This window comes from Neoalteromonas flava (genome assembly GCF_002807685.1).
GTDB classification, from domain to species: Bacteria; Pseudomonadota; Gammaproteobacteria; order Enterobacterales; family Alteromonadaceae; genus Alteromonas_E; species Alteromonas_E flava.
Genome location: NZ_PEAX01000005.1, coordinates 128,848 through 152,433 on the forward strand (window position 1 = coordinate 128,848; position 23,586 = coordinate 152,433).

At 46.7% G+C, this 23,586-nt stretch carries 19 protein-coding genes; 9 read left to right on the forward strand and 10 right to left on the reverse strand.

The genetic code is table 11. The features are described 5' to 3' along the window. Nucleotides 1–15: 15 nt before the first annotated feature. Nucleotides 16–2,466, forward strand: a complete 2,451-nt coding sequence (mrcB, locus tag CSH92_RS12560; protein ID WP_100657987.1) for a penicillin-binding protein 1B — start codon at nt 16–18, stop codon at nt 2,464–2,466. Nucleotides 2,467–2,505: 39 nt separating this feature from the next. Here the strand turns inward: mrcB and CSH92_RS12565 are convergent, their stop codons facing one another. Then, nucleotides 2,506–3,576 (reverse strand): helix-turn-helix domain-containing protein, encoded by a 1,071-nt coding sequence (locus CSH92_RS12565; RefSeq protein ID WP_100657988.1) that lies wholly within the window; start codon nt 3,574–3,576, stop codon nt 2,506–2,508. A gap of 181 nt (nt 3,577–3,757) precedes the next feature. Between CSH92_RS12565 and CSH92_RS12570 the strand changes: the two genes are divergently transcribed. After that, nucleotides 3,758–4,579 carry a DUF2306 domain-containing protein gene (locus CSH92_RS12570; RefSeq protein WP_240612806.1) on the forward strand — a complete coding sequence of 274 codons (822 nt, stop codon included), beginning with the start codon at nt 3,758–3,760 and terminating at the stop codon, nt 4,577–4,579. 6 nt (nt 4,580–4,585) lie between these two features. Here the strand turns inward: CSH92_RS12570 and CSH92_RS12575 are convergent, their stop codons facing one another. Next, nucleotides 4,586–5,299, reverse strand: coding sequence for a substrate-binding periplasmic protein (locus tag CSH92_RS12575; protein WP_164084735.1), 714 nt, complete (start codon nt 5,297–5,299; stop codon nt 4,586–4,588). Between the two features lie 204 nt (nt 5,300–5,503). Here CSH92_RS12575 and CSH92_RS12580 point away from each other — a divergent pair, with 204 nt between their 5' ends. Next, nucleotides 5,504–7,435, forward strand: a complete 1,932-nt coding sequence (locus tag CSH92_RS12580; RefSeq protein ID WP_100657990.1) for a propionyl-CoA synthetase — start codon at nt 5,504–5,506, stop codon at nt 7,433–7,435. An 8-nt stretch (nt 7,436–7,443) separates the two neighbouring features. Here CSH92_RS12580 and CSH92_RS12585 read toward each other — a convergent pair whose 3' ends face one another. From CSH92_RS12585 to CSH92_RS12605, 5 genes are all read right to left on the reverse strand, one after another. Further along, nucleotides 7,444–8,283, reverse strand: coding sequence for a putative RNA methyltransferase (locus tag CSH92_RS12585; protein WP_100658226.1), 840 nt, complete (start codon nt 8,281–8,283; stop codon nt 7,444–7,446). Nucleotides 8,284–8,332: 49 nt separating this feature from the next. Continuing rightward, complete coding sequence (locus CSH92_RS12590; RefSeq protein ID WP_100657991.1) at nt 8,333–9,292, reverse strand: DUF808 domain-containing protein; 960 nt, start codon at nt 9,290–9,292, stop codon at nt 8,333–8,335. A 78-nt stretch (nt 9,293–9,370) separates the two neighbouring features. Next, complete coding sequence (locus CSH92_RS12595; protein WP_100657992.1) at nt 9,371–9,550, reverse strand: hypothetical protein; 180 nt, start codon at nt 9,548–9,550, stop codon at nt 9,371–9,373. A gap of 10 nt (nt 9,551–9,560) precedes the next feature. Next, nucleotides 9,561–9,851, reverse strand: coding sequence for a hypothetical protein (locus CSH92_RS12600; RefSeq protein WP_100657993.1), 291 nt, complete (start codon nt 9,849–9,851; stop codon nt 9,561–9,563). 237 nt (nt 9,852–10,088) lie between these two features. Continuing rightward, entirely contained in the window at nt 10,089–10,784 is a 696-nt protein-coding gene (locus tag CSH92_RS12605; RefSeq protein WP_124916956.1) for a hypothetical protein, read from the reverse strand. Nucleotides 10,785–11,020: 236 nt separating this feature from the next. Between CSH92_RS12605 and glnK the strand changes: the two genes are divergently transcribed. The 4 genes from glnK (at nt 11,021) to CSH92_RS12625 (ending at nt 15,455) form a co-directional block, all read left to right on the forward strand. Next, complete coding sequence (gene glnK, locus CSH92_RS12610) at nt 11,021–11,359, forward strand: P-II family nitrogen regulator (RefSeq protein ID WP_100642816.1); 339 nt, start codon at nt 11,021–11,023, stop codon at nt 11,357–11,359. Between the two features lie 31 nt (nt 11,360–11,390). Beyond that, a complete protein-coding gene (locus CSH92_RS12615) occupies nt 11,391–12,629 on the forward strand; it encodes an ammonium transporter (protein WP_100657995.1) in 1,239 nt (412 codons plus the stop codon). Nucleotides 12,630–12,838: 209 nt separating this feature from the next. Further along, nucleotides 12,839–14,527, forward strand: a complete 1,689-nt coding sequence (ggt, locus tag CSH92_RS12620; RefSeq protein WP_100657996.1) for a gamma-glutamyltransferase — start codon at nt 12,839–12,841, stop codon at nt 14,525–14,527. Between the two features lie 10 nt (nt 14,528–14,537). Then, the gene (locus CSH92_RS12625; RefSeq protein ID WP_100657997.1) at nt 14,538–15,455 is read left to right on the forward strand and encodes a Dyp-type peroxidase; all 918 of its coding nucleotides are present in this window, start codon (nt 14,538–14,540) and stop codon (nt 15,453–15,455) included. Here CSH92_RS12625 and CSH92_RS12630 read toward each other — a convergent pair. From CSH92_RS12630 to CSH92_RS12640, 3 genes are read right to left on the reverse strand one after another with little or no spacing between them, the layout of a single operon-like run. Continuing rightward, on the reverse strand, nt 15,445–16,542 hold the full coding sequence (locus CSH92_RS12630; protein WP_240612807.1) for an adenylate/guanylate cyclase domain-containing protein: 1,098 nt from the start codon (nt 16,540–16,542) through the stop codon (nt 15,445–15,447). The two genes, CSH92_RS12625 and CSH92_RS12630, sit on opposite strands and share 11 nt — an antisense overlap. Nucleotides 16,543–16,558: 16 nt before the next feature. After that, nucleotides 16,559–17,848 carry a glutamate-1-semialdehyde 2,1-aminomutase gene (gene hemL, locus CSH92_RS12635; RefSeq protein ID WP_100657998.1) on the reverse strand — a complete coding sequence of 430 codons (1,290 nt, stop codon included), beginning with the start codon at nt 17,846–17,848 and terminating at the stop codon, nt 16,559–16,561. Nucleotides 17,849–17,862: 14 nt separating this feature from the next. Beyond that, entirely contained in the window at nt 17,863–18,870 is a 1,008-nt protein-coding gene (locus CSH92_RS12640; RefSeq protein ID WP_100657999.1) for an aspartate carbamoyltransferase, read from the reverse strand. A 281-nt stretch (nt 18,871–19,151) separates the two neighbouring features. Here CSH92_RS12640 and CSH92_RS12645 point away from each other — a divergent pair, with 281 nt between their 5' ends. Together CSH92_RS12645 and CSH92_RS12650 are read left to right on the forward strand one after the other, a co-directional pair. Beyond that, a complete protein-coding gene (locus CSH92_RS12645; protein ID WP_100658000.1) occupies nt 19,152–20,300 on the forward strand; it encodes an efflux RND transporter periplasmic adaptor subunit in 1,149 nt (382 codons plus the stop codon). After that, nucleotides 20,300–23,452 carry an efflux RND transporter permease subunit gene (locus CSH92_RS12650; protein WP_100658001.1) on the forward strand — a complete coding sequence of 1,051 codons (3,153 nt, stop codon included), beginning with the start codon at nt 20,300–20,302 and terminating at the stop codon, nt 23,450–23,452. The genes CSH92_RS12645 and CSH92_RS12650 overlap by 1 nt, the downstream gene beginning before the upstream one ends. Nucleotides 23,453–23,586 lie beyond the last annotated feature (134 nt).

The following is a 23,586-nucleotide window of genomic DNA, read 5'->3' on the forward strand; positions in this document are numbered from 1 at the left end:
CGATATTTGATTGGAATGACCAGCGAAGCATTTTATACTGCAAACTCAAGTCAGCACCGAGCAGTTACTTTGCCATCCAAGAAGAAAAATAATCAAGCAGCCAAAGCCAAAACGAAAGTGAGCCCCGTGCGAGAAAATAAAGCAGCAAAGGGCCGTCGCTGGTGGTGGTTGTTGTTCAAGCTTATGCTTGTTGCCATGGTAGCGATGGGCGCTTATTTGTTTTATTTAGATGCGACTATCAAGCACCACTTTTCAGGTAACAAATGGCAAGTTCCGGCACAGATTTTTGCGCGTGCGTTAACCATCAATACAGAGCAAGAAATCACGCCACAAGAAATTATCGATGAGTTGACCCTACTCGGTTATCGAAAAGTCGCTCAAGTAACTGATACGGGTGAATACCAGCACTCGCGCAATCAATTAACCTTTAACCGCCGAGCCTTTGATTTTGTTGATGGCCGTGAGGAGGCTCGGTTGATCCGTGTGCGTTGGAAGGGTAGTCGAGTACATGAGATCCTTGAAGCCCTGCCACGCCAAAGCTCATTCAACTCCGCAACGCAACTGGATATGATCCGACTTGAGCCATGGTTAGTCAGTCGCCTAGTGAGCAGTCATCGCGAAGATCGTATGCTGTTGAATATTAATGAAGTTCCACCGATGTTGGTCAACGCTTTGACCCTAGTGGAAGATCGCGACTTTTATCAGCATCATGGCGTTGCACCACTTTCGATCGCCCGTGCCTTGATTGCCAATCTTGCAGCAGGACGCACGGTACAAGGGGGAAGTACCTTAACGCAGCAATTGGTTAAGAACCTGTATCTGACCCGTGAAAAGTCGTTAGTACGTAAAATAAAAGAAGCGTTAATGGCAATTGTGATTGATGCGCGCTACAGCAAAGATCAAATTCTCGAAGCCTACCTCAACGAAGTATTCATTGGACAAAATGGCGATCTGGGCGTGCATGGTTTTGGTTTGGGGAGTCATTTTTATTTTGACCGACCCATCACGGAACTGGACACCGCTGAAATTGCATTGTTAGTGGGCATGGTTAAGGGGCCTTCGTATTATAATCCGCGACGCTATCCTGAGCGCGCTATGGAGCGCCGCGACCTCGTGCTAAAAGTTTTGTTTGAGAACAATGAAATCTCAGCACAGGATTATGAAACTCTGGTGAATCAACCGATACAGATTGCCAGTGGGGCAAGTCTGGCCAGCGGCAAACATCCCGCTTATATGGATAAAGTAAGGCGCGAATTACAGGATATTCTTGCGGCCCCTGATATTCGTGAGTCTGGGGTAAAAGTGTTTACTGGTTTAGATATCAATGCCCAACGCCGCGCAGAGGCGGCCCTTACCAAGCAAGCTGGGGCGTTGACGAGAGCGCGCAAGCTTGACTCGCTACAGGGTGCCATGCTGGTAACTGACATCGCTAGTGGTGAATTGCGTGCGATTGTAGGTAGCACCGATCCCGCTTATAGCGGATTTAATCGGGCATTGGATGCGTTAAGGCCGGTAGGCTCCTTAATCAAACCAGCTATTTACCTGACAGCGTTGGAGGAACCGTCGCGCTTTAATCTGGCGACGCCACTGCGTGACGAGCCGATCAGTCTAGATGACAAGGGAGGGCAGCAGTGGCAACCGCAAAATGCGGATAAAAAATTTCGCGGCACGGTCGCATTAGTCGATGCTTTGGTTAATTCTTTGAACGTGCCAACTGTGAACTTGGGTTTGGACGTTGGCCTTGAAGACGTCGCTGATACTCTGCGTCGACTGGGTATTCAAAGAGACGTGCCATTGGTACCAGCGATGACGCTAGGAGCAATCGACCTAAACCTGGTCGATGTCAGTCAGATGTATCAAACCATTGCCAATGCCGGGCTGTATAGGCCTTTACATGCAGTTGTCGCAGTGGTGTCACCGGATAACCGTCTGATGTGGCAACATTCCAACTATGCGGAGCAGCGCGTTGACGAAGCGGCTTCTTATTTGACCAATTATGCGCTGCACAAGGTCACCATAGAAGGCACCGCGAAGCGGATCCGGGACACATTCGAAAAGGTTAATATGGCTGGCAAAACCGGAACCACTGATGATTATCGAGATAGTTGGTTTGCTGGGTTTGATCGCAATAGTCTAATCACCACATGGTTAGGTGACGATGACAATCAGCAAACAGGCTTAACCGGAGCAAGTGGTGCGCTTTCTGTATTTATTGACTACCAACAACGCCAAGCACCTAAATCACTCTCTCGGCGCTTTCCTGCAGGGCTGGGGATAGCCCATTTTAATCGCACAACCGGGGAAGTCAGTTTGCCTGGGTGTGCAGAAGCAATCAGTGTTCCGGCGATCTTAGACGTGTTGCCAGCACCTCAAGTTGATTGTTTCGGTGCACCCGCGCCTGAGTCAAAACCGCAACAAGATCAAAAACAAAAAGAGCCCTGGTGGAAGCGGATTTTTGGCGAGTAAAAGAATTTTGGGCTCGATTTCTTAGTCAATCTTTTTGACTCAAGAGGCACTATTAAGTGTGTTTTGGGTAATACTCTGTTTGTACGCGAGCGGCGAGTCTCCGGTTATGGATTTGAATGCGCGATTAAAAGACGCTACCGAAGCGAAACCGCTTTCCATGCTGATCACGATGATTGGCCACTGCTCAGCAGTTGGTGAAGCCAACAAGTGCTTGGCATATTCAATGCGATATTGATTTACTAGTTGATTAAAATTCTTAATCGCTAGTGCACCACGAATAGCACGACTCACCCGATATTCAGACACCTGTAAGTGTTTGGCTATGTCGATAATCTTCAATTGATGCTGGAGGTACATTTTGTCCTTTTCCATCAGCTGTACAATGCGCTCCCCTAGGATTTGGTCATCATTAACCGTGTCTGCATGGTGAGTCATTGCGGGTGCAGCTTCAGCACTTATTGCTTTGCGCTTCCAGAGCAGCATCATTTGTGTCGCGAGCATTATTTGTGTTGCTGCGACGACCATAAAAAAGGGAAATAATGTTGCACTCTGGCTAACCGGCACTACTGCATTGAAAACGACACTGCAAAGTAATACAGAGCTTAAAAAAACCGCTGCGAATAAATAGCGCTGCCAGTTAGCAAAATAATCAGCCTTACTTTTACGCACAGCTTCCCAAAATGTCAGCATTAAAATGGTCGAAGATAACAATTGCGTAGTGTCGCTAACCAAGCTAGCGATAGTGCTTTGAGTGGTCTCTGAGATCAGGGTTTCTGCACCAATAAATCGGTTCAGTTGACTAATAATCACCAAGCCTGAAATAACCGCAGCTACACCAATATGCACAGGCTTGATGGACTTTTCACCATGAAACATTGAGCGTGCAATCAGCCACATTGCATTACAGGTAGCACAGGTACCAACGCCCAATAGGTATTGGTAATGGCCTAAGGTATCAGCACTTAATTGTTTCACCGCAACAATGCTGAGTGACCCGCAAAAGACCGCAAAAAGTATATGCTCCAATTGTTTCTGCTTAACCGTAAGTTGCGCCAGCATTAAAGAAAGGCTGCACATAAGTAATGCGAATAATGCGATTTCTACGGTCATGTTTCGTCCCCCAAACTGAATGGGTCTAGTCTAGGCAAAAAAACATGTCGAATTAGCGCGTAATTGTTAGCGGATGTAACAGGTATATCCAACTTTCTATATGCAAATTCTGATTTTGCGCAGCGTCAAAGCAAGAGTCAGGCAAAATACACCCAACTAAAACATGAAGTGGTTCTAGCAAATGAAAAATCAGTCTTCACTCTCTCTCACCTCCTTCGCGTTTACGCGCCATGCAATGACATTATGGGTTGGAATAATTTGGCTTGGACAATGGCTGTTTGCCGTGTATATTTTTTTCCAGTTTTTACAGCCTTCATTGGTTGGCAATTTATCTGCTGCCCAGTTTTCGCATATGATCAAAGGCCATGTCGCCGGTGACTCATTCGGTAACGGCGTACTTATACTCCATGTTTTACCGGTATTTCTGCTTAGTGCAGCGGGTGTTTTACAGTTAATCCCGAGCATCCGAACCCGATTTCCAACCTTTCATCGGTGGAATGGCAGAGTGTTTCTTTTATTAGGCTTAGCTGGTGCGTTGACAGGACTCTATCTGACGTGGATCAGGGATGCTCGCTTGAGTGATCTTGGAGCGCTTGGGATTACGTTAAATGGCCTGTTGATCCCAGTCGCGATTGGGTTTGCTTGGCACTATGCCCGCGCCCGACAGTTTGCTAAACATCGACGTTGGGCAGTGCATGCATTTATTCTAGTGAATGGGGTTTGGTCGCTGCGCTTGCTGCTGATGGGATGGTTTATGATCAATCAAGGAGCGAATGGCAATAATGCGACGATGGACGGCCCTGCAGATATTATTTTTAGCTATGCGTGTTACCTTTTACCCATGCTTGTCGCCGAGATTTATTTCGCGGCTGAACGTAAAAAATCCGCAGTCTTTAACGGCGTAGTTAATTCAGCACTGATGGCAGCCATTGTAATAACTCTGATAGGAACTGTCGCTGCATTTATCATGATGTGGTGGCCGCGGATCAGTGCGGCAATTTAACGGCAATTACGGGGCGGCATTGAACTCGTTTACTAACGTGCTTTCTAGCTGCTCCTCATGTTGCCGACGAATGGCGGTGAAATCACCGTTCTCGACTGCGCTTTGAATGATCGCTTGCAGTCGCTCTTTGTGCGCATAAAGCGGTGAATCAGTGTGGATAGCGACAAAATAGTCGAGTGGCTGACTAAACTGGAAATTGGCAGCAACAATTTCATCTTCGAATCCAAGTATCTTAATCATATAGCGAGCACTGGATTCAAAATGAATAAAGGTATCCACTCTGCCTTTAAGTAGAAGCCGGATTTTTTGCTCTAAACTGGTTACTTTTACAATGCCATCAAATATGGTTTGCGCTTCCGTAAGCATTTTGTTGTCGTCAATAGAAAAGGCGGCATTGGCGTGATTAAAAGCTTCTATTGAGGAAAATTTCTCAATGTCTTCAGCACGAATAAAGTACTTCGATTGTATGGTCTCGTAGCTGGGTCGTATGAACTCGAAACCGACTTCTTTATGTAGCGATTTTAACCCAACCATTAGATTTATTTCGCCAGAGCGCAACGAAGCGACGCGTCTGGCAAATGGCATGGGGATGATTTCGAGCTCACACTTGGCTTTACGCGCTAGATAGTGCAGATATTTTGTGTGTAAGCCATCAATAAATTCAGGCGAAACAGAGCTTTGTATTTTGCAAGCGGCTGCGATTGATGGGAATACCAACAATAGAACAAGTATTACTGCATTTACGGCGAAGCGTACTAAATGAATTTTAGACTCCCAAAAACAAAGCAGTGCTATTTAACGAGTATCGAGTATAAGACTCAATTAGTCTTTTGCCAACCTTCTGGGATCTACGTCTGAAGTCTTATGTTCCTTTAGTGACTATTCGGCTAGGCTTGGCGGCATAGCAATGAATCGAGTTTCGTTATGCGCCTAGAGCAAGATAATTACCAGACAATTTACACGCAATCTATAGAGCAACCAGAAGTATTTTGGTCAACTCAGGCCGCCAAATTACCTTGGTTCAAAGCGCCAAAGCAAATCCTTTCAAGCAACCCACAGGGAATGCCCTGTTGGTTTGCGGATGGCGAGATGAATACCTGTTACATGGCTCTTGATCACCACATTAAAAATGGCCGTGGCGATCAACTCGCCTTATGTTTTGATTCACCCGTTAGCGGACAAAAGAGCAAGTATACATATGCTCAGTTGCTGGACTATGTTGCGCGCTTCGCTGACGTTTTGCGTCAGCAAGATGTGCAAAAAGGTGATCGTGTCATAATCTACATGCCGATGATTGCAGAAGCCGTGATTGCCATGCTTGCTGTAGCGCGACTGGGTGCCATACATTCTGTTGTATTTGGTGGATTTTCTGCCAATGAGCTGGCGCTGCGTATCAATGATGCCCAACCTAAGGTGCTAGTTACTGCTTCCTGTGGGATTGAAGTCAATCGCATTGTCGAATACAAACCTATGGTTGACCAAGCCATTGAACAAAGTCAATGTAAACCATCAAGCGTGATTTTATTGCAGCGCGAGCAATGTATCGCGTCATTGCAAAGTGGGCGTGATATCGATTGGCATGAGGCCATGAGCGACGCATCGCCAGTAGATTGCGTCACCGTTAAAGGTAGCGACCCACTCTATATTTTGTATACCTCTGGAACAACGGGTAAACCAAAAGGTGTAGTCAGAGAAAATGGGGGCCATGCAGTGGCCTTAAATTATTCCATGCACGCAATTTATAACATGCAACCTGGCGACGTTTTTTGGGCGGCCTCTGATGTGGGCTGGGTCGTGGGGCACAGTTATATTGTTTACGCTCCGTTGTTGTACGGTTGCACCACCATCGTCTATGAGGGTAAGCCGGTAAGAACCCCCGATGCGGGTGCCTTTTGGCGAGTAATCGCTGAATACGGTGTGAAAGCTGTATTTGCAGCACCCACGGCATTTCGCGCAATCCGCAAAGAAGATCCCGATGGCAACTTACTCAAACGCTACAACCTTAGTCGCCTGGAGCAAATTTTTATGGCCGGTGAACGACTGGATCCTCCCACCTTGGAATGGGTGGCAGAAAAAACTACGAAACCGGTCATCGACCATTGGTGGCAAACCGAGACCGGGTGGGCAATTGCTGCGAATCCGACCGGACTAGCAAATATGCCTATTAAGGCTGGCTCAGCAACGCTTCCAGTACCAGGATTCCAAGTACACATACTAGACGAGTTCGGCCAGCAAGTAGAAGCAAATCAGCAAGGTGCTATTGCCATTAAGTTACCTTTGCCTCCAGCCTGCCTCAATACTATCTGGGGTGATCATCAACGCTTTACCCATGGCTATCTGCAGCAATTCCCGGGCTACTATTGTTCAGGCGACGGTGGATATATTGACGAAGATGGTTACTTATTCGTTATGGGCCGCACTGACGATGTCATTAATGTGGCAGGGCATCGCCTATCAACCGGTGAAATGGAAGAGGTATTAGCGGCCCATCCAGCAGTCGCGGAGTGCTCGGTCATCGGCATAAATGATAGTTTAAAGGGGCAGGTGCCGATTGGATTTGTATTGTTGAAAGATGGTGTGCAGATGCAAGAAGCTGAGTTACAACAGGAATTGGTCAATAAGATCCGCCAAGACATAGGTGCGGTTGCGTGTCTAAAACAGACGCTGATTGTTTCGCGTTTGCCCAAAACTCGCAGTGGTAAAATCCTGCGCAAACTGTTGCGGCAGATTGCTGACAATGAATCCTTCGTTACGCCATCAACTATTGATGATCCAGAAAGTATTGACGAGATCCGAACCATCATGCATCAACATGGTATTGGCTCGCCTCAGCAGAATAGCGCCTTATCAGCTTAGTCTGCAGCTTAATCTTTAACCAATAGCTTAAGCTGGAAACTGGCAGTAACTTGCGTTAACTCTGCTTTAAGTCGAGCGACTTTGGTTGGTGATGTGGTCCAATAAAATGGTGTCATCATCAGTAATTGCTCACGAACCTCAGGCGTATCAAGCCTAATTCGGAATGTTAACTCTTCTGTACTTAGCATTGAAAACCCTGCGGGAACAGCAGTGTCAGTGTTGTGCAAGCTGGGTTTATCATAAACCAACTGCTTGAGTTCTTGCAGATGATATTCATTCGGATCAACACAAAGCCAAATGCCGCCGGGTTTTAAAATACGATGCACTTCAGTCGGCGAAGCTGGCGCAAAAATTTGGATCGCCGCATCGAAAACGTCTGCCTGAGTGGGAATATGAAAAGTGCTAGCAACAGCAAAATGGCCATTTACTGTTTGTTTGGCAGCTTTTTGTACGGCAGCTTTCGCAATATCAATACCATATATGCTGACTGCCTGCTGCTGTGCTGAGAAAAGTGCACTGAGTGTTCTTGAGTAATACCCCTCACCACAGCCGACATCGAAAAGGCGCAATGTGTCGGTTGTGACGCAGTGGTATCTTAACAACGCTAGGATAGCGTCAACAAGCGGAGCGTAGTGCCCTTGATTAAGAAACTGCTGGCGGGCAGCCACCATCGCTTTTGAATCACCCGGGTTCTTGCTGTTCTTGTGTTGCGCTGGCAGCAGATTGACATAACCTTCTTTAGCCCGATCAAAGCAGTGCCGATTGGCACATTGCCATTGTGATTGGTTGAGCGTAAGAGGCGTTTCGCAAAGCGGGCATTGCCAACAACTAGACTCAGTGTGTGTCATAGTAGATCCAACTAGAAGCACAAATAGGAATAATTCACGCGCATGCTGCTTAGTCTGCATCCGCAGAAGTAGATATGCTTGGTTTTAGCCTTTGCCATAAGGTTGTTATCATTACAATTAGTGCGCCCGCAACAACTCCGATAATGCCTTCAACACCAATAGCGATAAATGTTTGTAACCAACCCTCAAGTGCATTTGTCAGGGTCTCAATTGGCATAATTAAGGCGTGCACAAAGCCGACGTAATGAGTAATGATACCACCACCAACTAAAAACATGGCTATTGTACCGACAATAGAAAGTAGTTTCATCAAGAGCGGAGCAACAGTAAGAAGAGTGCGTCCAAGCTGTCTTTTTAGCTGACGCAGCGAGCCTGATAGTGAGGCTTTTAACAGGTACAGACCGGCATCATCAAGCTTAACAATAAGTGCGACTAACCCGTATACGCCGACGGTAAATAATATCGCTAGACCACTCAGTACCACGATCTGATTGGTCAAAGAGGTACCCTGCAACGTGCCAAGAATAATAACAATAATTTCAGCAGATAAAATAAAATCGGTACGGATTGCACCTTTGATTTTTACGCGTTCCAATGTGAGTAAGTCTGCTACTGAAGTTTGCTGCAATTGCTGCACATGTGCTTCAGCCTGAGCAAGAGTGCGATTGCGTTTCGTCTGCCAGACATGAATTAGCTTCTCTGCGCCTTCAAAACAGAGGTATAAACCACCGGCAACAAGTAAGTAGTTTACCAGCCACGGTACGAATGCGCTGATCACTAATGCACTGGGTACCAGAATAAGTTTGTTAACAAACGAACCTTTGGCGACGGCCCAAACAACGGGCAATTCTCTGTCGGCTTTGACACCGGAAACCTGCTCAGTATTCAGAGCAAGATCATCACCTAATACACCCGCTGTTTTCTTCGCAGCGACTTTTGATAAAACGGCAATGTCATCGAGAATGGTAGCTATATCGTCTAATAATGTAAGGAGACTACCTGCGGCCATAGGGATCCCTTGGGATAGGAAAAATACAAGGTTACCTGAGCGGACAAAGAAAGCAAAGCAGGCTGCGAGTCGGCGTTTTTAACGACTCGCGTTGTGAAAAACAAATGCCTGCTTGGCTGTTTGTGTTAATGGTCTAATGGTGTGAATATTACGCTTAATCTTATTCGTTTGGCTAAGCGTTGCAATGGTCGCTCCGGCGATAATAAACGCAGCGATGGGAACCATTAAAACCAACAATAATACAATCGGATCAATCATGACTTAATTCCTACTCAGCACCGTTTTCTGGGATTGCTTTAGCTTCTTCCGCGGTTAAGGTTTTAATCGAAACTTTGGCTACCATCGTTGCTTCGTCTTCACCGTCAAGGGCGAATTGATACGCAGTATTGGCTACAATTTGCTGGGTGTTGTTGTTCAGTTCAAATGTGGTTTCGGCGACATGGGACGCAACAATTGTATCCATGTAGCTCTCGATTGATGTTTCATGCGCTAACGCACCAGTGCTCAATAATGCAAGTAGACAGGCGGCAGCAGTTTTAATAGTTGATAAGCGTTGCATAATATTTTCCTCTTTAATTCGATCTAACTGCGCTGTTGTTTACTGCGTGGCAGTTGTATTACTAAGTCGCAAACACTATTGCGATAGTTGTGCCATCTCTTAATTATTTCTTAAATTGTTGAAAAATATAGATAAAAATTAATTTAAAATTAGGTGCACGAGATCTGAAAAGGTTATGGAAAACAAAAAATAATCAATTTGACCACTCAATTAGTCAAATTGACGAAATGATCGACGTTACTTTTTATCAACCCGTTCTTCAATAAAACGATTGAAATCCGTACTATCGCGACAACGCAAGTTTCCTCCAGCAATTTGACTCACTATTCGCAGTACATTGGCAGCCGTACGGTCACAGTTGATAATTTTATCTTTGACTAGTGGCGAGGGCAGTGTGTCTTGATATTCAGGAATTTGTAAATCAGGTGATTGCTTTTGTTGTTGAAACTGTGTGGATTGCTGTTGGGCGAGCGCATGCTGTTGTTGTTGCTGCATTAGACCGATATGGTTTCGCATACGTGTCAGACTGCTTCCTGTGCGCGTTGCAGAAGTTGATGTTGAAGCTTGCTTGGGTTCACTTTGGGGCTTTTCGTCCAGCCCGACTAGAGGTTGTTCGGACGTAGCTTCAATTAATTGTGGGTTCTGCTCCTGGGAAACTTGCTCTGTTGGTGCATTTGCAGGTGCACTTTTTTCAGCACTAGTGGCGTGCTCACTGTCCATTACGTTTATCGCCTCTTTGGGGCGTGGCAACGTGGGATATACAATCCTTGCTTTAATGGCTTGGGCAGGTGGTTTGGCACTTGGTTCTAATGGTTTTTTATGCGCGCTCAGCAAAGCAACTATTCCGACATGGACCAACAATGAAACAGCCACAACGAAGCGCAGTGAAGCTGGCTTTTTCACTGCATGGTTGGGGCGAATATCATCACTCATGAGCATCATGGTCAATCAGAGCAAAGAGTTATCAATTAGTTCCCATTTGAGCAAGCAATATCCAATGCACTATTGTGGTGCATTTATTTCAATTAGATCAAAAATAGTGCAAAAGTAGCGGGTTATCCATGCACCTCAATCTCTAACCCATTGAAATTTATAATCTAAATTTTTGGCATAAGACTTGTGAGGGAAGCTCAAACAACAGAAACACACACAACCCGTGGGAGCAATCTATGAAACTAGTAACCGCCATCATTAAGCCGTTCAAGCTTGATGATGTAAGAGAAGCTATCTCAGAAATAGGCATTGACGGTTTAACCGTTACTGAAGTGAAAGGTTTCGGACGCCAAAAAGGCCACACCGAGCTGTACCGTGGTGCTGAATACCAAGTCGACTTTCTACCTAAAGTGAAATTGGAAATAGCAGTCCTAGACGATCAGGTCGAGCGTTTAGTGGAGGCGATCGTAGGCGCAGCTAAAACCGGCAAGATCGGTGACGGTAAGGTCTTCGTGTATGACCTTAATCAGGCCGTACGTATTCGTACTGGCGAAGCAGATGCTGAAGCGCTGTAACCTCAGAAACTAGATTTGCGGAGAACTCATAATGGAAATCACATTTGAACTCGGGTATGCACTCGACACATTTTACTTCTTAATTTGCGGCGCGTTGGTCATGTGGATGGCCGCTGGTTTTGCCATGCTTGAAGCTGGCTTGGTGAGAACCAAAAATACCACTGAAATACTGACTAAAAACGTGGCTTTGTACGCAATTGCTTGCATCATGTACATGATATGCGGCTACGCAATAATGTACGGCGGCGGTTTCTTCCTTGACGGCCTAATGGCAGATGGTGCCACTGGTGTCGCAGAAGATCCTGCTACCTATGCGCCATCAGCGGACTTTTTCTTCCAAGTGGTTTTCGTAGCAACTGCTATGTCCATTGTTTCTGGTGCTGTGGCTGAGCGCATGAAGCTGTGGGCATTTTTATTGTTCGCGGTTGTTATGACTGGATTCATCTATCCTATGGAAGGTTCATGGACGTGGGGCGGTAACCCAGTATTTGGCATGTATACATTAGGCGATCTTGGTTTCAGTGACTTTGCTGGCTCAGGTATTGTGCATATGGCAGGTGCTGCTGCAGCGTTAGCAGGGGTATTAATTCTGGGAGCTCGAAAAGGTAAGTACGGTGCTGATGGGTCAGTCAAAGCAATCCCAGGTGCTAACCTACCGCTGGCTACTTTAGGTACATTTATCCTGTGGATGGGCTGGTTCGGTTTCAACGGCGGTTCAGTGTTAGCCACGGCAACAGTCGAGAGTGCGAATAGTGTTGCGGTGGTATTTTTAAATACTAATGCTGCTGCGGCAGGTGGCTTGGTAGCTGCCCTATTACTAGCGCGTATCATGTTCGGTAAAGCAGATTTAACCATGGCATTGAATGGTGCATTAGCTGGTTTGGTTGCAATTACTGCGGAGCCAAGCACTCCAACGGCATTACAAGCAACACTGTTTGGTGCACTAGGTGGTGTTCTAGTAGTATTTAGTATCGTTGGTTTAGATAAGATGAAGATTGATGATCCGGTTGGCGCAATTTCTGTGCACGGCGTGGTTGGCTTATTGGGTCTATTGTTGGTTCCAGTTACCAACGGCGATTCTAGCTTCTCAGGTCAAATCATCGGCGCATTAACCATCTTCGTTTGGGTATTCGTAACTAGCTTGGTTGCTTGGTTAGTAATCAAAGCGATTATGGGTGTACGCGTCTCAGAAGAAGAAGAGTTTGAAGGTGTTGATCAAAGTGAGTGTGGTTTGGAAGCTTACCCAGAATTCACTAGCGGTCGCAGCTAACTAGCTTTCCAGCGTTTCTGACAGGCGACGCGCTAACGATAATAATTATAAAAGCCTGCTCACCTCATTTAGCCCCGCATTGCGGGGCTTTTTTCGTGTTCTAACCGAGAAAAATGCATCGAGCGTCTAGTTTCAATCTATACCACATGGCAAATGCGCAATGATGTCGTTATATTAGAGCAATGTGATGTAAATCAAGAGCTAGCAGAATGCTAAAACGGGCGATATTAATACTGACGCTGTTAAGTGTTTTTTCACCACTTCATGGCTATGACCGGATCACTGGTCAACCGTTTGCCTCACGATCAGAGGTGATTGCAACTAATGCCATGGCAGCTACAAGTCAACCATTGGCTACTCAAGTCGCATTGGATATCATGCGACAGGGCGGCAATGCCATTGATGCCGCGATCGCAGCAAATGCGATGTTGGGGCTTGTTGAGCCAACTGGCTGTGGTATTGGTGGTGACTTATTTGCGCTGGTGTGGGATGCCAAAACGCAGCAATTGATTGGTTTGAATGCTTCCGGCCGTTCTCCGCAAAGCCTGACACTGGATTACTTTAAACAGCAGTCGTTGACTGCGATTCCGAAGTTCGGGCCATTACCGGTATCAGTGCCTGGTGCAGTAGACGGTTGGTTTATGTTGCATGAACGGTTTGGCAGTATTCCCATGACAGCAGTGTTAGCGCCATCCATTACTTATGCAAAAGAAGGTTTTCCAGTATCTGAGTTGGTGGCTTATTACTTCGCATTAAATAAGTCACGTATTGGCGAGTATCCCGGTTTTGCAGACGTTTTCATGCCCAACGGTGATGTGCCGCAAAAGGGAGAAATATTCACTAATCCACACCTTGCTGCTACCTATGAAAAAATTGCTACAGGCGGGCGCGATGCCTTTTACAAAGGTGATATCGCGCGCAGTATTGCTGCCTATATGCAGGCACAAGGTGGTTTTTTACGTTACGAAGATTTGGCAAACCATAAGTCAAACTGGGTCGACCCGGTGGCGACTAATTACCGCGGCTATGATGTATGGGAATTGCCTCCAAATGGTCAAGGTATCGCGGCTCTTCAAATTTTGAATATCATGGAGCAGTTTGACGTTGAAGGCATGGGATTCGGCTCGTCTGACTATGTACATGCGTTTGTCGAAAGTAAGAAGTTGGCTTTTGAAGACAGGGCCAAGTTCTACGCTGATCCCGCGTTTGCCGAAATCCCTGTGGATTGGCTTATTTCGAAACCTTATGCGCAACAACGACGCAAGCTGATCGATTTGAATCGTGCGGCGAAGCGTTATGATGCAGGCAAATATGAAGGTGACACGATATACCTTACCGTTGCTGATCAACAAGGTAATATGGTGTCTTTGATCCAAAGCAACTATCGCGGCATGGGCTCTGGAATGACGCCGCCCGATCTCGGCTTTGTACTGCAAAATCGTGGAGAGATGTTTACCTTAAAAGAAGGGCATGCGAACACTTACGCCCCCGGTAAGCGACCATTTCATACCATCATCCCGGCGTTTGTAACGCACAATGGCAAACCGTGGTTAAGTTTTGGAGTAATGGGAGGTGGAACACAACCACAAATGCATGCGCAAATTGTCATGAATCTGATCGACTTTGGAATGAATCTGCAAGAAGCGGGTGATGCGCCGCGAATAGTGCACAGTGGCTCCAGCCAACCTACCGGCGAGATAATGCAAGATGGCGGCTACATTAGTTTAGAGTCTGGTTTTGCACCAAAAGTACGCAGAGAGTTAATGCAAAAAGGCCACACATTGCGCGATACGCTCGGTGTCTTTGGGGGCTATCAAGCGATCATGCGCGACCCTAAGACTGGTGTATACTATGGAGCATCAGAGTCGCGAAAAGACGGACAAGCTGCTGGTTTTTAATGGAAAACACATGACCCAACCACAAAAAGGTGTTTGCGCTGAACCCAATTTACATGCTCAATATCTGCTGCTCAACGTGGTTGATGAAGATACTCATGCTATTCGCGCCAAGCTGGCAAAAACGCTAGAACTGTTTGACCACTACGACAATGAGCATTATGAGGCAATGGTTACAGGTATGGTGGCAATCGGGGTCAATTATTGGCCCGAAGTCTACCCTGAAGCTTACCCCAGTGAGTTGAGTCCATTTCCAGATATGCAATGCGAGGATCGCTGCGCACCCGCAACACCATGTGATCTATTTATTCAGATCCGTGCTGACCGACAGGATATCTGTTTTGCACTGGGTTTGGATATCATGGATTTGTTTCGCTTACATGTCGAACTGGTCGAGCAGGTGCATGCCTTTCGTTATCTAGACGGGCGCGACTTTACGGGTTTTCTGCTGGCGCCTGATAATCCGCGCGGACTAAAGAAGTTGGATATCACTATTGTTGGTGACGAAGACCCATTATTCGCCGGTGGTAGTTATATTCATGTACAGCGCTTTAGACATGATTTCCGGCGCTGGCAAGCGTTAACCGAACGTCAGCAAGAACAGATCATGGGTGTTACCCAGCAGCACCATACTGAAAGTGCTGAAGCAAGTGCCAGTTCACACTTCTTGCGAATGCAAGCTTTAGACGCTGATGGTAAGCCTGTTCCCATATTGGATCAGTCCATGCCGTATGGCGATATGCATGAATTAGGCTTGTTTATGGTCACCTGTTCTGCCGCGGGGAAGGCCTTTAAACGGCAACTGCACAGTCGGATTTTTGGGGATGATAATGGTGACTACGATCGTTTATTAGATTTCACTGCTGCAGAAACTGGCGCAGCGTTTTTTGCGCCATCAGTGAGCTTTATCCGCGACCAAGCTACAAGGTAAAAGCACCATCCCAATCGTCAGGAAGATTTAGCTTTTTGTAGCGATGACAGACGTCAATGTGGTGAATGATCAATGGGTCATTCGGGCTTTCGACTAATGCTTTGTGCAATAGATCCAAGGCATCATCGAAACGTTGTTCTATTCGCGCCTGCAGACTGCCTTCTATGAGCTCACTGATCGCCAGTTTTTCAGACTGTAAGGCTTTGGGCATGTGCCCCAAGACTTCATATATTTTTAATGGCGTTTGGCGCCCTCTCACTTTAACCCAATCCAAAGTACGATAACGGATATCCGGATTGTTAGCCGTGATCAGTAACTGTTCACTAACGACAATGTCAGCATGGTAAATAGGAGCCAGTGCCTCCAAGCGATTGGCAATATTAACGCTATCGCCAATGACCGTTGTGTCCATACGGTCATCAGAACCAACCGTACCTATGATTACGGCACCAAAGTGAATACCGATACCGATCCTTATCGGGTCATAGCCTGAGTTAGCGCGGTGGTGATTATACACCAGTAGCGCTTTGTTTAGGTCGATTGCTGCACTCAGCGCATCATTGGCTTTGTCTTGTTCCGTGCCATCAGGATGATCAAAGAGTGCCATAATGGCATCACCAATAAACTTATCGATGAATCCACCGTTTTGATGAATGGGATCGTTCATGCGCAGAAAGTATGAGTTGAGAAACTTCATTAGCTCCTGCGGTTTCATTTTCTCAGACAAGCCAGTAAAGCCGCGAATATCACAAAACAAGATTGCTACGTCATCTTCATCAGCGCGGCCAAGCTCGAGACTACTGGAGCCGTGCTTGGCAAAATGATCAACAAACTGGCGCGGCACAAACTTTTGAAATGTTTGAGTTAAGCGCAAAGCCTCATCAGCCTTATCCTGAAAACGCGACTGTTCGTTGGCAATATCGCCTTCGACCAAAGCGACGTAGGGAGAAATGACTGGAGTCTCCGCTGGTGAAGTTAGTTCGTTATCGGCGTTTTGCTCGGGTGATGATTTGCGTCGCATTAACAATACTGTCACCACAATGCTGTAGGCGATTAATAGTGCTAAAACCCAAACCATCATATCCATTACTTATCTACTCTCGTTACATCGCTGCGACTTTAGCAAATGCCTTGTCTGCAGCAGCAAGGGTTGCGTCAATTATCTCTGATGTATGCATTTTGGACACGAACCCAGCTTCGTAAGAGGCGGGCGCTAAATAAACACCTTCATCTAGCATAGCGTGATAAAAAACATTAAATTGCGCTGTATTGCAACTGATGGCTTGCTGATAATTAGTCACCTTATCTACATCGGTAAAGAAGATACCGAACATGCTACCAGCTATATTATATGTCATTGGAATACCGTGTTGCTCTGCACATGCGGTAAAACCTTTAGCCAAACGCTCAGTTTGAGTGAAAATCTCTTGATACATCGCGCGGTCACGTAACTGATTTAATGCTGCTAAACCTGCAGCCATTGCAATTGGATTTCCTGATAGTGTGCCCGCTTGGTATATCGGCCCAGTGGGGGCAACATATTCCAAGATTTTACGTTTACCACCAAATGCGCCTACCGGCATACCGCCACCGATGACTTTACCCAAGCAGGTTAGATCTGGAGTCACTGCATAGCGTTCTTGCGCTCCACCACGCGCAACTCGAAAGCCGGTCATGACTTCATCAAAAATCAGTACCGCACCAAACTCATCACAAATATCCCGCAAACCTTGCAAGAAGCCTTCAACCGGCGGAATACAGTTCATATTGCCGGCCACGGGTTCAACAATAATACAGGCAATGTCATCACCGTGTTCCACGAAGGCCTGACGCACACTGTCTAGATTATTGTATTCTACAGTTAAGGTATGCTTTGCAAAGTCTTCTGGCACACCCGGAGAGCTTGGGACACCAAGTGTCAGTGCACCACTGCCCGCCTTGACCAATAGCGCATCAGCATGGCCATGATAGCAACCTTCAAATTTCAACGTCTTATTACGATTAGTATAGCCACGCGCCAAGCGGATGGCTGACATTGTTGCTTCAGTTCCCGAATTAACCATGCGCACCATTTCCATGGACGGAACCAACTCAGCAACCAGTTCTGCCATTATGATTTCTGCTTCGGTTGGGGCACCAAAGCTAAGGCCGTTCTGTGCTGCATTGACAACTGCTTCGCGGATTGTCGGATTGTTGTGGCCCAAGACCATGGGGCCCCACGACTGGATATAGTCGATGTATCGCTTACCATCAACATCATAGATATAGGGGCCGTCAGCTTTGGTAATAAACCGCGGGGTTCCACCGACCGCTTTAAACGCTCGAACGGGAGAATTCACACCGCCGGGAATCGTTTTCTGGGCGCGGGTAAATAGGACTTCTGATTTTTGCATTAAACTCTCATCTTTTACTTATTGGTATGCCAAACGACATCACGATCGTATTGGCTAACGATATTTTCGACACCTAGTGTAAGGGCAAAGAGTGCCATTCGAACCAAAACACCGTTATCTGTCTGTCTGAATATGGCTAAATTCGGATTTAGGTTTAGATCATTGTCGAGTTCATTTGCCTCTGCTCGGGAATCACGCGGTAGCGGATGCATAATGACAGTGTTTGATTTGAAGTGTTTGGTGTAAATATCTTGATTAAGGCGAAACTTACCGCGGTATCTATTCGCTTCTTCTTGCGAGGTAAAGCGTTCTTCTTGAATACGGGTTTGATAGCAAATATCCGCATCTACGCTACCACTTAATTGATCAGTGATCGTTACTTGATGACCATACTGAGTAATGACATCAATGACACTGTCTGGCATCGCAAGTTCGGTTGGCGAGATCAAGGTAAAGTGCACTTGCTTGAATAAGGCTAACAATTTTGACAACGAATGCACTGTACGGCCATGTTTAAGATCACCGATCATGGCAATATGTAAGTGATCGATTTTGGCCCCGTGAGCACGTAATTCTTTATCAATGGTATACAAATCAAGCAGCGCTTGGGTGGGGTGTTCATTAGCGCCATCGCCACCGTTGATCACTGGCACACGACTGCCTTCTGCAAATTCTGCTACAGAGCCTGATTGCGGGTGGCGCATCGCAATAATATCGGAATACCCGGATAACACCCGAGCTGTATCAAACAGCGATTCTCCTTTTGCCAAGGCCGAAGAGCTCATACCTGTGGTCTCGCGCACCTCGCCGCCAAGCAAGTTAAATGCGGTACCAAAGCTGACCCGAGTTCGAGTGCTAGCTTCAAAGAAAAGGTTGCCCAGAATCGCCCCGTTCAACACGGTTGTGCGCTTTTGCCTAAGGGCATAAGGCTGCATGCTGTCTGCGACGCGAAATACTTGTTCGATGGCGGCTCGATCAAATTGCTCTACCGATAAGATGTGTTGACCAGTAAATGAATTCATCGCAATTCTTCAGGCTAGGATTGAAACGCCGCAATTGTAGCAAGTTAATCGGCGGGCGTCGTTAGACTTTAGTCTTTTGCTGCACGTAATCTCTTATTTTTATCCCAACGGGCTAAACCGACGACATTGCGGGTACGTAAGGAGAGTTAAACTGTGTTTAAAAAATGTTCATGCGTTATTACTTTTTCGTATAATTATCAAACTGGACAGTCCAGTAAATTTGAACTACGATTCCACATAATGAACTGGATAGTCCAGTAATTATTTCAGGAAACCATTGAATGTCTGATACCAGATCTAAATTTTCCCTCTTGGGTATCGTCGTTGTTTGCTTTTTAAGCCTCTTTACTCTGTTGTTTATGTCTGGACAGGGTAAAGCGACAGGCACAGAAACACCTCGCAATATTGCAACGGTTGAGGTCAGCGCACTGCAATGGCAAGACAGTTATCAAAAAATGCATCGCATCGTCGGCCGGGTTGAATCAGCGCAAGCTGCACGCACTGGATTTGAATTAAGCGGTTTAGTAGCAGAGGTCTTAGTGGACGATGGTGACAGCGTTGCTCAAGGTCAGTTGCTCGCACAATTGGATGTCGTGCTACTCCAGAGTCAATTAAAACAAGGTGCGGCAAGACTTCAACGGGCACAGGCTGACTCTGCCTTAGCGCAGAGTACATTGCAGAGAATTACTGATTTAGTCGCCAAGGGGTTGGAATCACAACAACGTTTAGATGAAGCTCGCCAACGTGTAGATGCTGCTGCAGCGGCAGTAAATGAAGCTCAAGCCGGGGTTGAAAGCATTCAGGTTAACATTGACAAAAGTCAACTGCGGGCCCCCTTCGCAGGTGTTGTGACAGCACGCTTTGTCGATCAAGGAACTGTCGTGGCCGCAGGCCAGGCGGTTTTTGAGCTATTAGCAGACGGTGCGACGGAAGTCCGTCTGCCAATGCCTGCGGATTTAGTGCAGCAGATCAGTATCGGTGAAACTTACACTTTGCGCGGAGAAAACCACGCTTACCCTGCTATGTTGCGGGCTGTTGGCCAACAAAGAAATCAAATGACGCGTAGTATTGATGCGGTTTTCCAACTGCAACCGGCAGCAGAAACGGCGAGCAAGTACTTGTTGCCAGGTGATTTACTTGCACTTGATTTGAATATCACGGTCAACGAAGCGGGGGCCTGGGTTCCGTTGGCTGCACTGAGCCACGGCGTTCGTGGCTTATGGAATATTTATACGGTAGAGCAGCCAGGCGCAGCAGTAGTGGTTCCTCGCGCCATCGAGATTTTATACAGCGACGGAGAGTTTGCGTTTATTCGTGGCGCAATTGGCGAAGATATGCAAATAGTTGTTTCCGGTACCCATCGGTTGGCACCGGGGCAAAAAGTCGCAGCCAAGTCGGTAATTAATGATGCTATTGCGGAGCGCAGATAATGCAACCTACCAATCAGCATGAAGCTTATAGCTGGTACTCGTTGTTTTTTCGGCGCGGTCATTTACTGCTACTAAGCATGGTCATTATTTTAGTGGCGGGTTACTCAGCGTTAACCAATTTGCCGCGCTTGGAAGACCCACGCATTGATACTCGCAATATGCTAGTCATCACGCCCTATCCGGGGGCCTCATCTGAACGGGTAGAGGCTCTGGTTACCGATGTAATCGAAGACAGGTTACGCGAAATATTTGAAATAAAAGAGATTGAATCAACGTCACGGGCCGAGATTTCGGTCATTTCAATCGAGTTACAAGATTGGGTTGATAACTCCACCAATGAACAACTGTTTTCAGAGGTTCGTGATGCCATCGCAGAAGTGGCTGAACAGTTCCCTGATGGCGCAGGTGAGCCGGTGTTGGATGAAAAGCGTGGCGCGACTGCGTTTACTGTACTGTATGCACTAAAGCCAAACTTTCCAGCCACAACCCCAATGTCGATGGTTACACGTCTAGCCAATGAATTTGCCGATCGCATACGCAATGTGTCGGGAACCGAGTTGGTGCGAATTTACGGTGATCCAGAAGAAGAGATTGTGGTAAATATTGATCCGCAACGTTTATCGCAGGTCGGTCTCTCTATTACTCAAGTCGCTCAGGCTATACGTGCCGCTGATCCCAAGCTGCCAGCGGGTGTTATTTACACTGAAGCAAAAAACATTCGCCTCCAAGTGGCAGAACCTTTGGCTGGTCTTAATACAATACGCAATATTCCACTACTGAATGACGACGGCTTGTTCTTGCGGCTGAGTGATGTTGCTACTGTTCAACGTCAATATCAGGAGCCGATGAACGATATTGCTTACGTTGATGGTGAACAAGTTATCTTTGTGGCTGCACGCATGCAGACAACTGTTCGTGTCGACCAGTGGACCACGGCCGTAAAGGCGGTAGAAGAGGGTTTTACCAATGAGTTTCAGGGAACCCTAAGCACTGCTCTGGTGTTTGAACAGAACACCTACACTGAGCAACGCCTTTCTGAACTGTCTCAAAATCTTTTGATGGGTTGTGCGGTTGTTATGCTGGTTGTGCTGATTTTCATGGGTATTAAGGCCTCCGTTATCGTAGGTATCGCCTTACCGCTATGTGCGGCATTCGCATTATTCAGCTTGAGCTTTTATGGCGAACAAATTCATCAGATGTCGATTTTTGGGATCATCATTGCTATCGGATTATTGATCGATAATGCCATTGTGATCACCGATGAAACTCGTCTTAACTTGCAAGATCATAGTCTGTCGCGCACTCAAGCGTTGGAGAAAACCTTAAAGCATTTGTTTGCGCCACTCACAGCTTCGACGCTAACTACCATTTTAGGTTTTATGCCGGTGTTTTTGCTTAGTGGGAATATTGGCGACTTCATTGGTGGAATAGCCATCAGTGTGGTGATGGCTCTGATCGGTTCTTTGTTTATCTCTTTAACGATTATTGCGGCACTAGCTGCGCGCTTCCTGTCTCGAGCACCAGCGGCTTCTCGCGCTTGGTATTTAGCCGGCTGGCAAATGCCGGCAATTAGCAGCATGTTTCGCGCCTTGGTGCTCAGTGCAATCCGGCGACCGTTAGTAACACTGCCTTTGGTGACCCTATTTTGTTTAAGTGGCTTTGTGCTGTCAGGGCAACTAGCGAACGTATTTTTTCCAAGTGCTGATCGTGATCAGTTCGAAATCTACGTATGGACAGCCGATGGTACTGGTATCGAACAAACGCAGGCTGATACCTTGCGGTTAGACAATGCCTTACGTAATTATCCAGCAATTAAGCAAGTGACTTGGCTCGTTGGAGGTTCGGCACCATCCGTATATTACAATCAGGTCATGAAGCGCGATAATACGCCCAATTTCGCTAACGCTGTTATCACTGCAGAGTCAGTAAGTGCGGCCGCTGAATTGATTGGGCAGTTGCAAGATGAATTAAGTACCCAGTTTACCAATCTGAAAATTGTGGTGCGCGCGTTTGGACAAGGCCCACCGATTGCTGCGCCTATTGAAGTTGATATTTTTGGACCTGATTTAGAAACGTTGACCGAGCTTGGTATGCAAGTCAGCTTGGCTATGACAGAGATCCCTGGGATCACGCAATCAATTGCCTCAATTACCCAAACGGAGCCCGAGCTACGGCTCAATACTGTCAGTGATGAAGCGGAACTTGCAGCGCTGTCGCTGTCGAGTATTGCGCAACAGCTACAAACCGCATTGCGCGGCCAGATCGGTGGTTCGGTGCTAGAAGGAACAGAAGATATTCCAGTGCGGGTGCGATTAAGCAATGACTTACGTGAATCGATGATCGACATTGCCAATCAACCCTTGCAAGGAGGTGCAGGAAATGGTTCTGCAGCAACCACGGTTGCGGCATTAGGGGATTTTATCTTAGAGCCAACAATCTCAGGTATTACCCGCAAAAATGGTGAGCGCCTTAATCGTATTCAAGCTTTTTTATTGCCTGGCGTCCCGGCGATTGACGTCTCTAATCAACTGCGTGAAAAACTAGAGAATGGCGATATTGTATTGCCGCAAGGGTATCGCATAAAAATGGCGGGCGATGCTGACGAGCAACAACAAGCGGTAGGACAGCTTGCAACCTATGCTCCAGTGTTACTGGTACTCATGGTTACGACCTTGATCCTTACGTTCAGTAGCGTACGCATGGCCGGAGTGATTGTCTTGGTGGCGATTCTTTCCGTCGGATTAGGCTTTTTCAGTCTCTGGATCAGTGGATTACCGATTGGTTTTAATCCTTTGCTTGGATGTGCCGGTTTGATAGGGGTAGCGATTAATGGCTCAATTGTGGTGATAGCTGCGATTAATGGAAACCCTGAAGCCAAGCAGGGAAACACCCAGGCGATTATTGCTGAAACCATGAGTTGTAGCCGACATATCTTGTCAACGACCTTCACTACGGTTGGCGGACTTGTGCCTTTATTATTGTTCAGTGAGGGGACCTTCTGGCCACCGTTGGCCGTTGTGTTGGCTGGTGGGGTTGGCTTTTCGGTTATCCTTTCATTGCTATTCACTCCATCAATTGTGGCTTGGTTGTGTCGTGTCAGAGCGAAAAGGCATCAGGTCAATGCTTCCAGTACACCACAAGTGACGGCGTAAAATTCTGTTGGTGAGCTGAATAAGTCATACTATCGTATATACCAATTAAACAAATAAGTGTCCTTACTCGATGACAAAACGCAAGCAAACAGACAGTTGGTGGAGCACAAACTGCCCAACATGCAGGCGTTGGC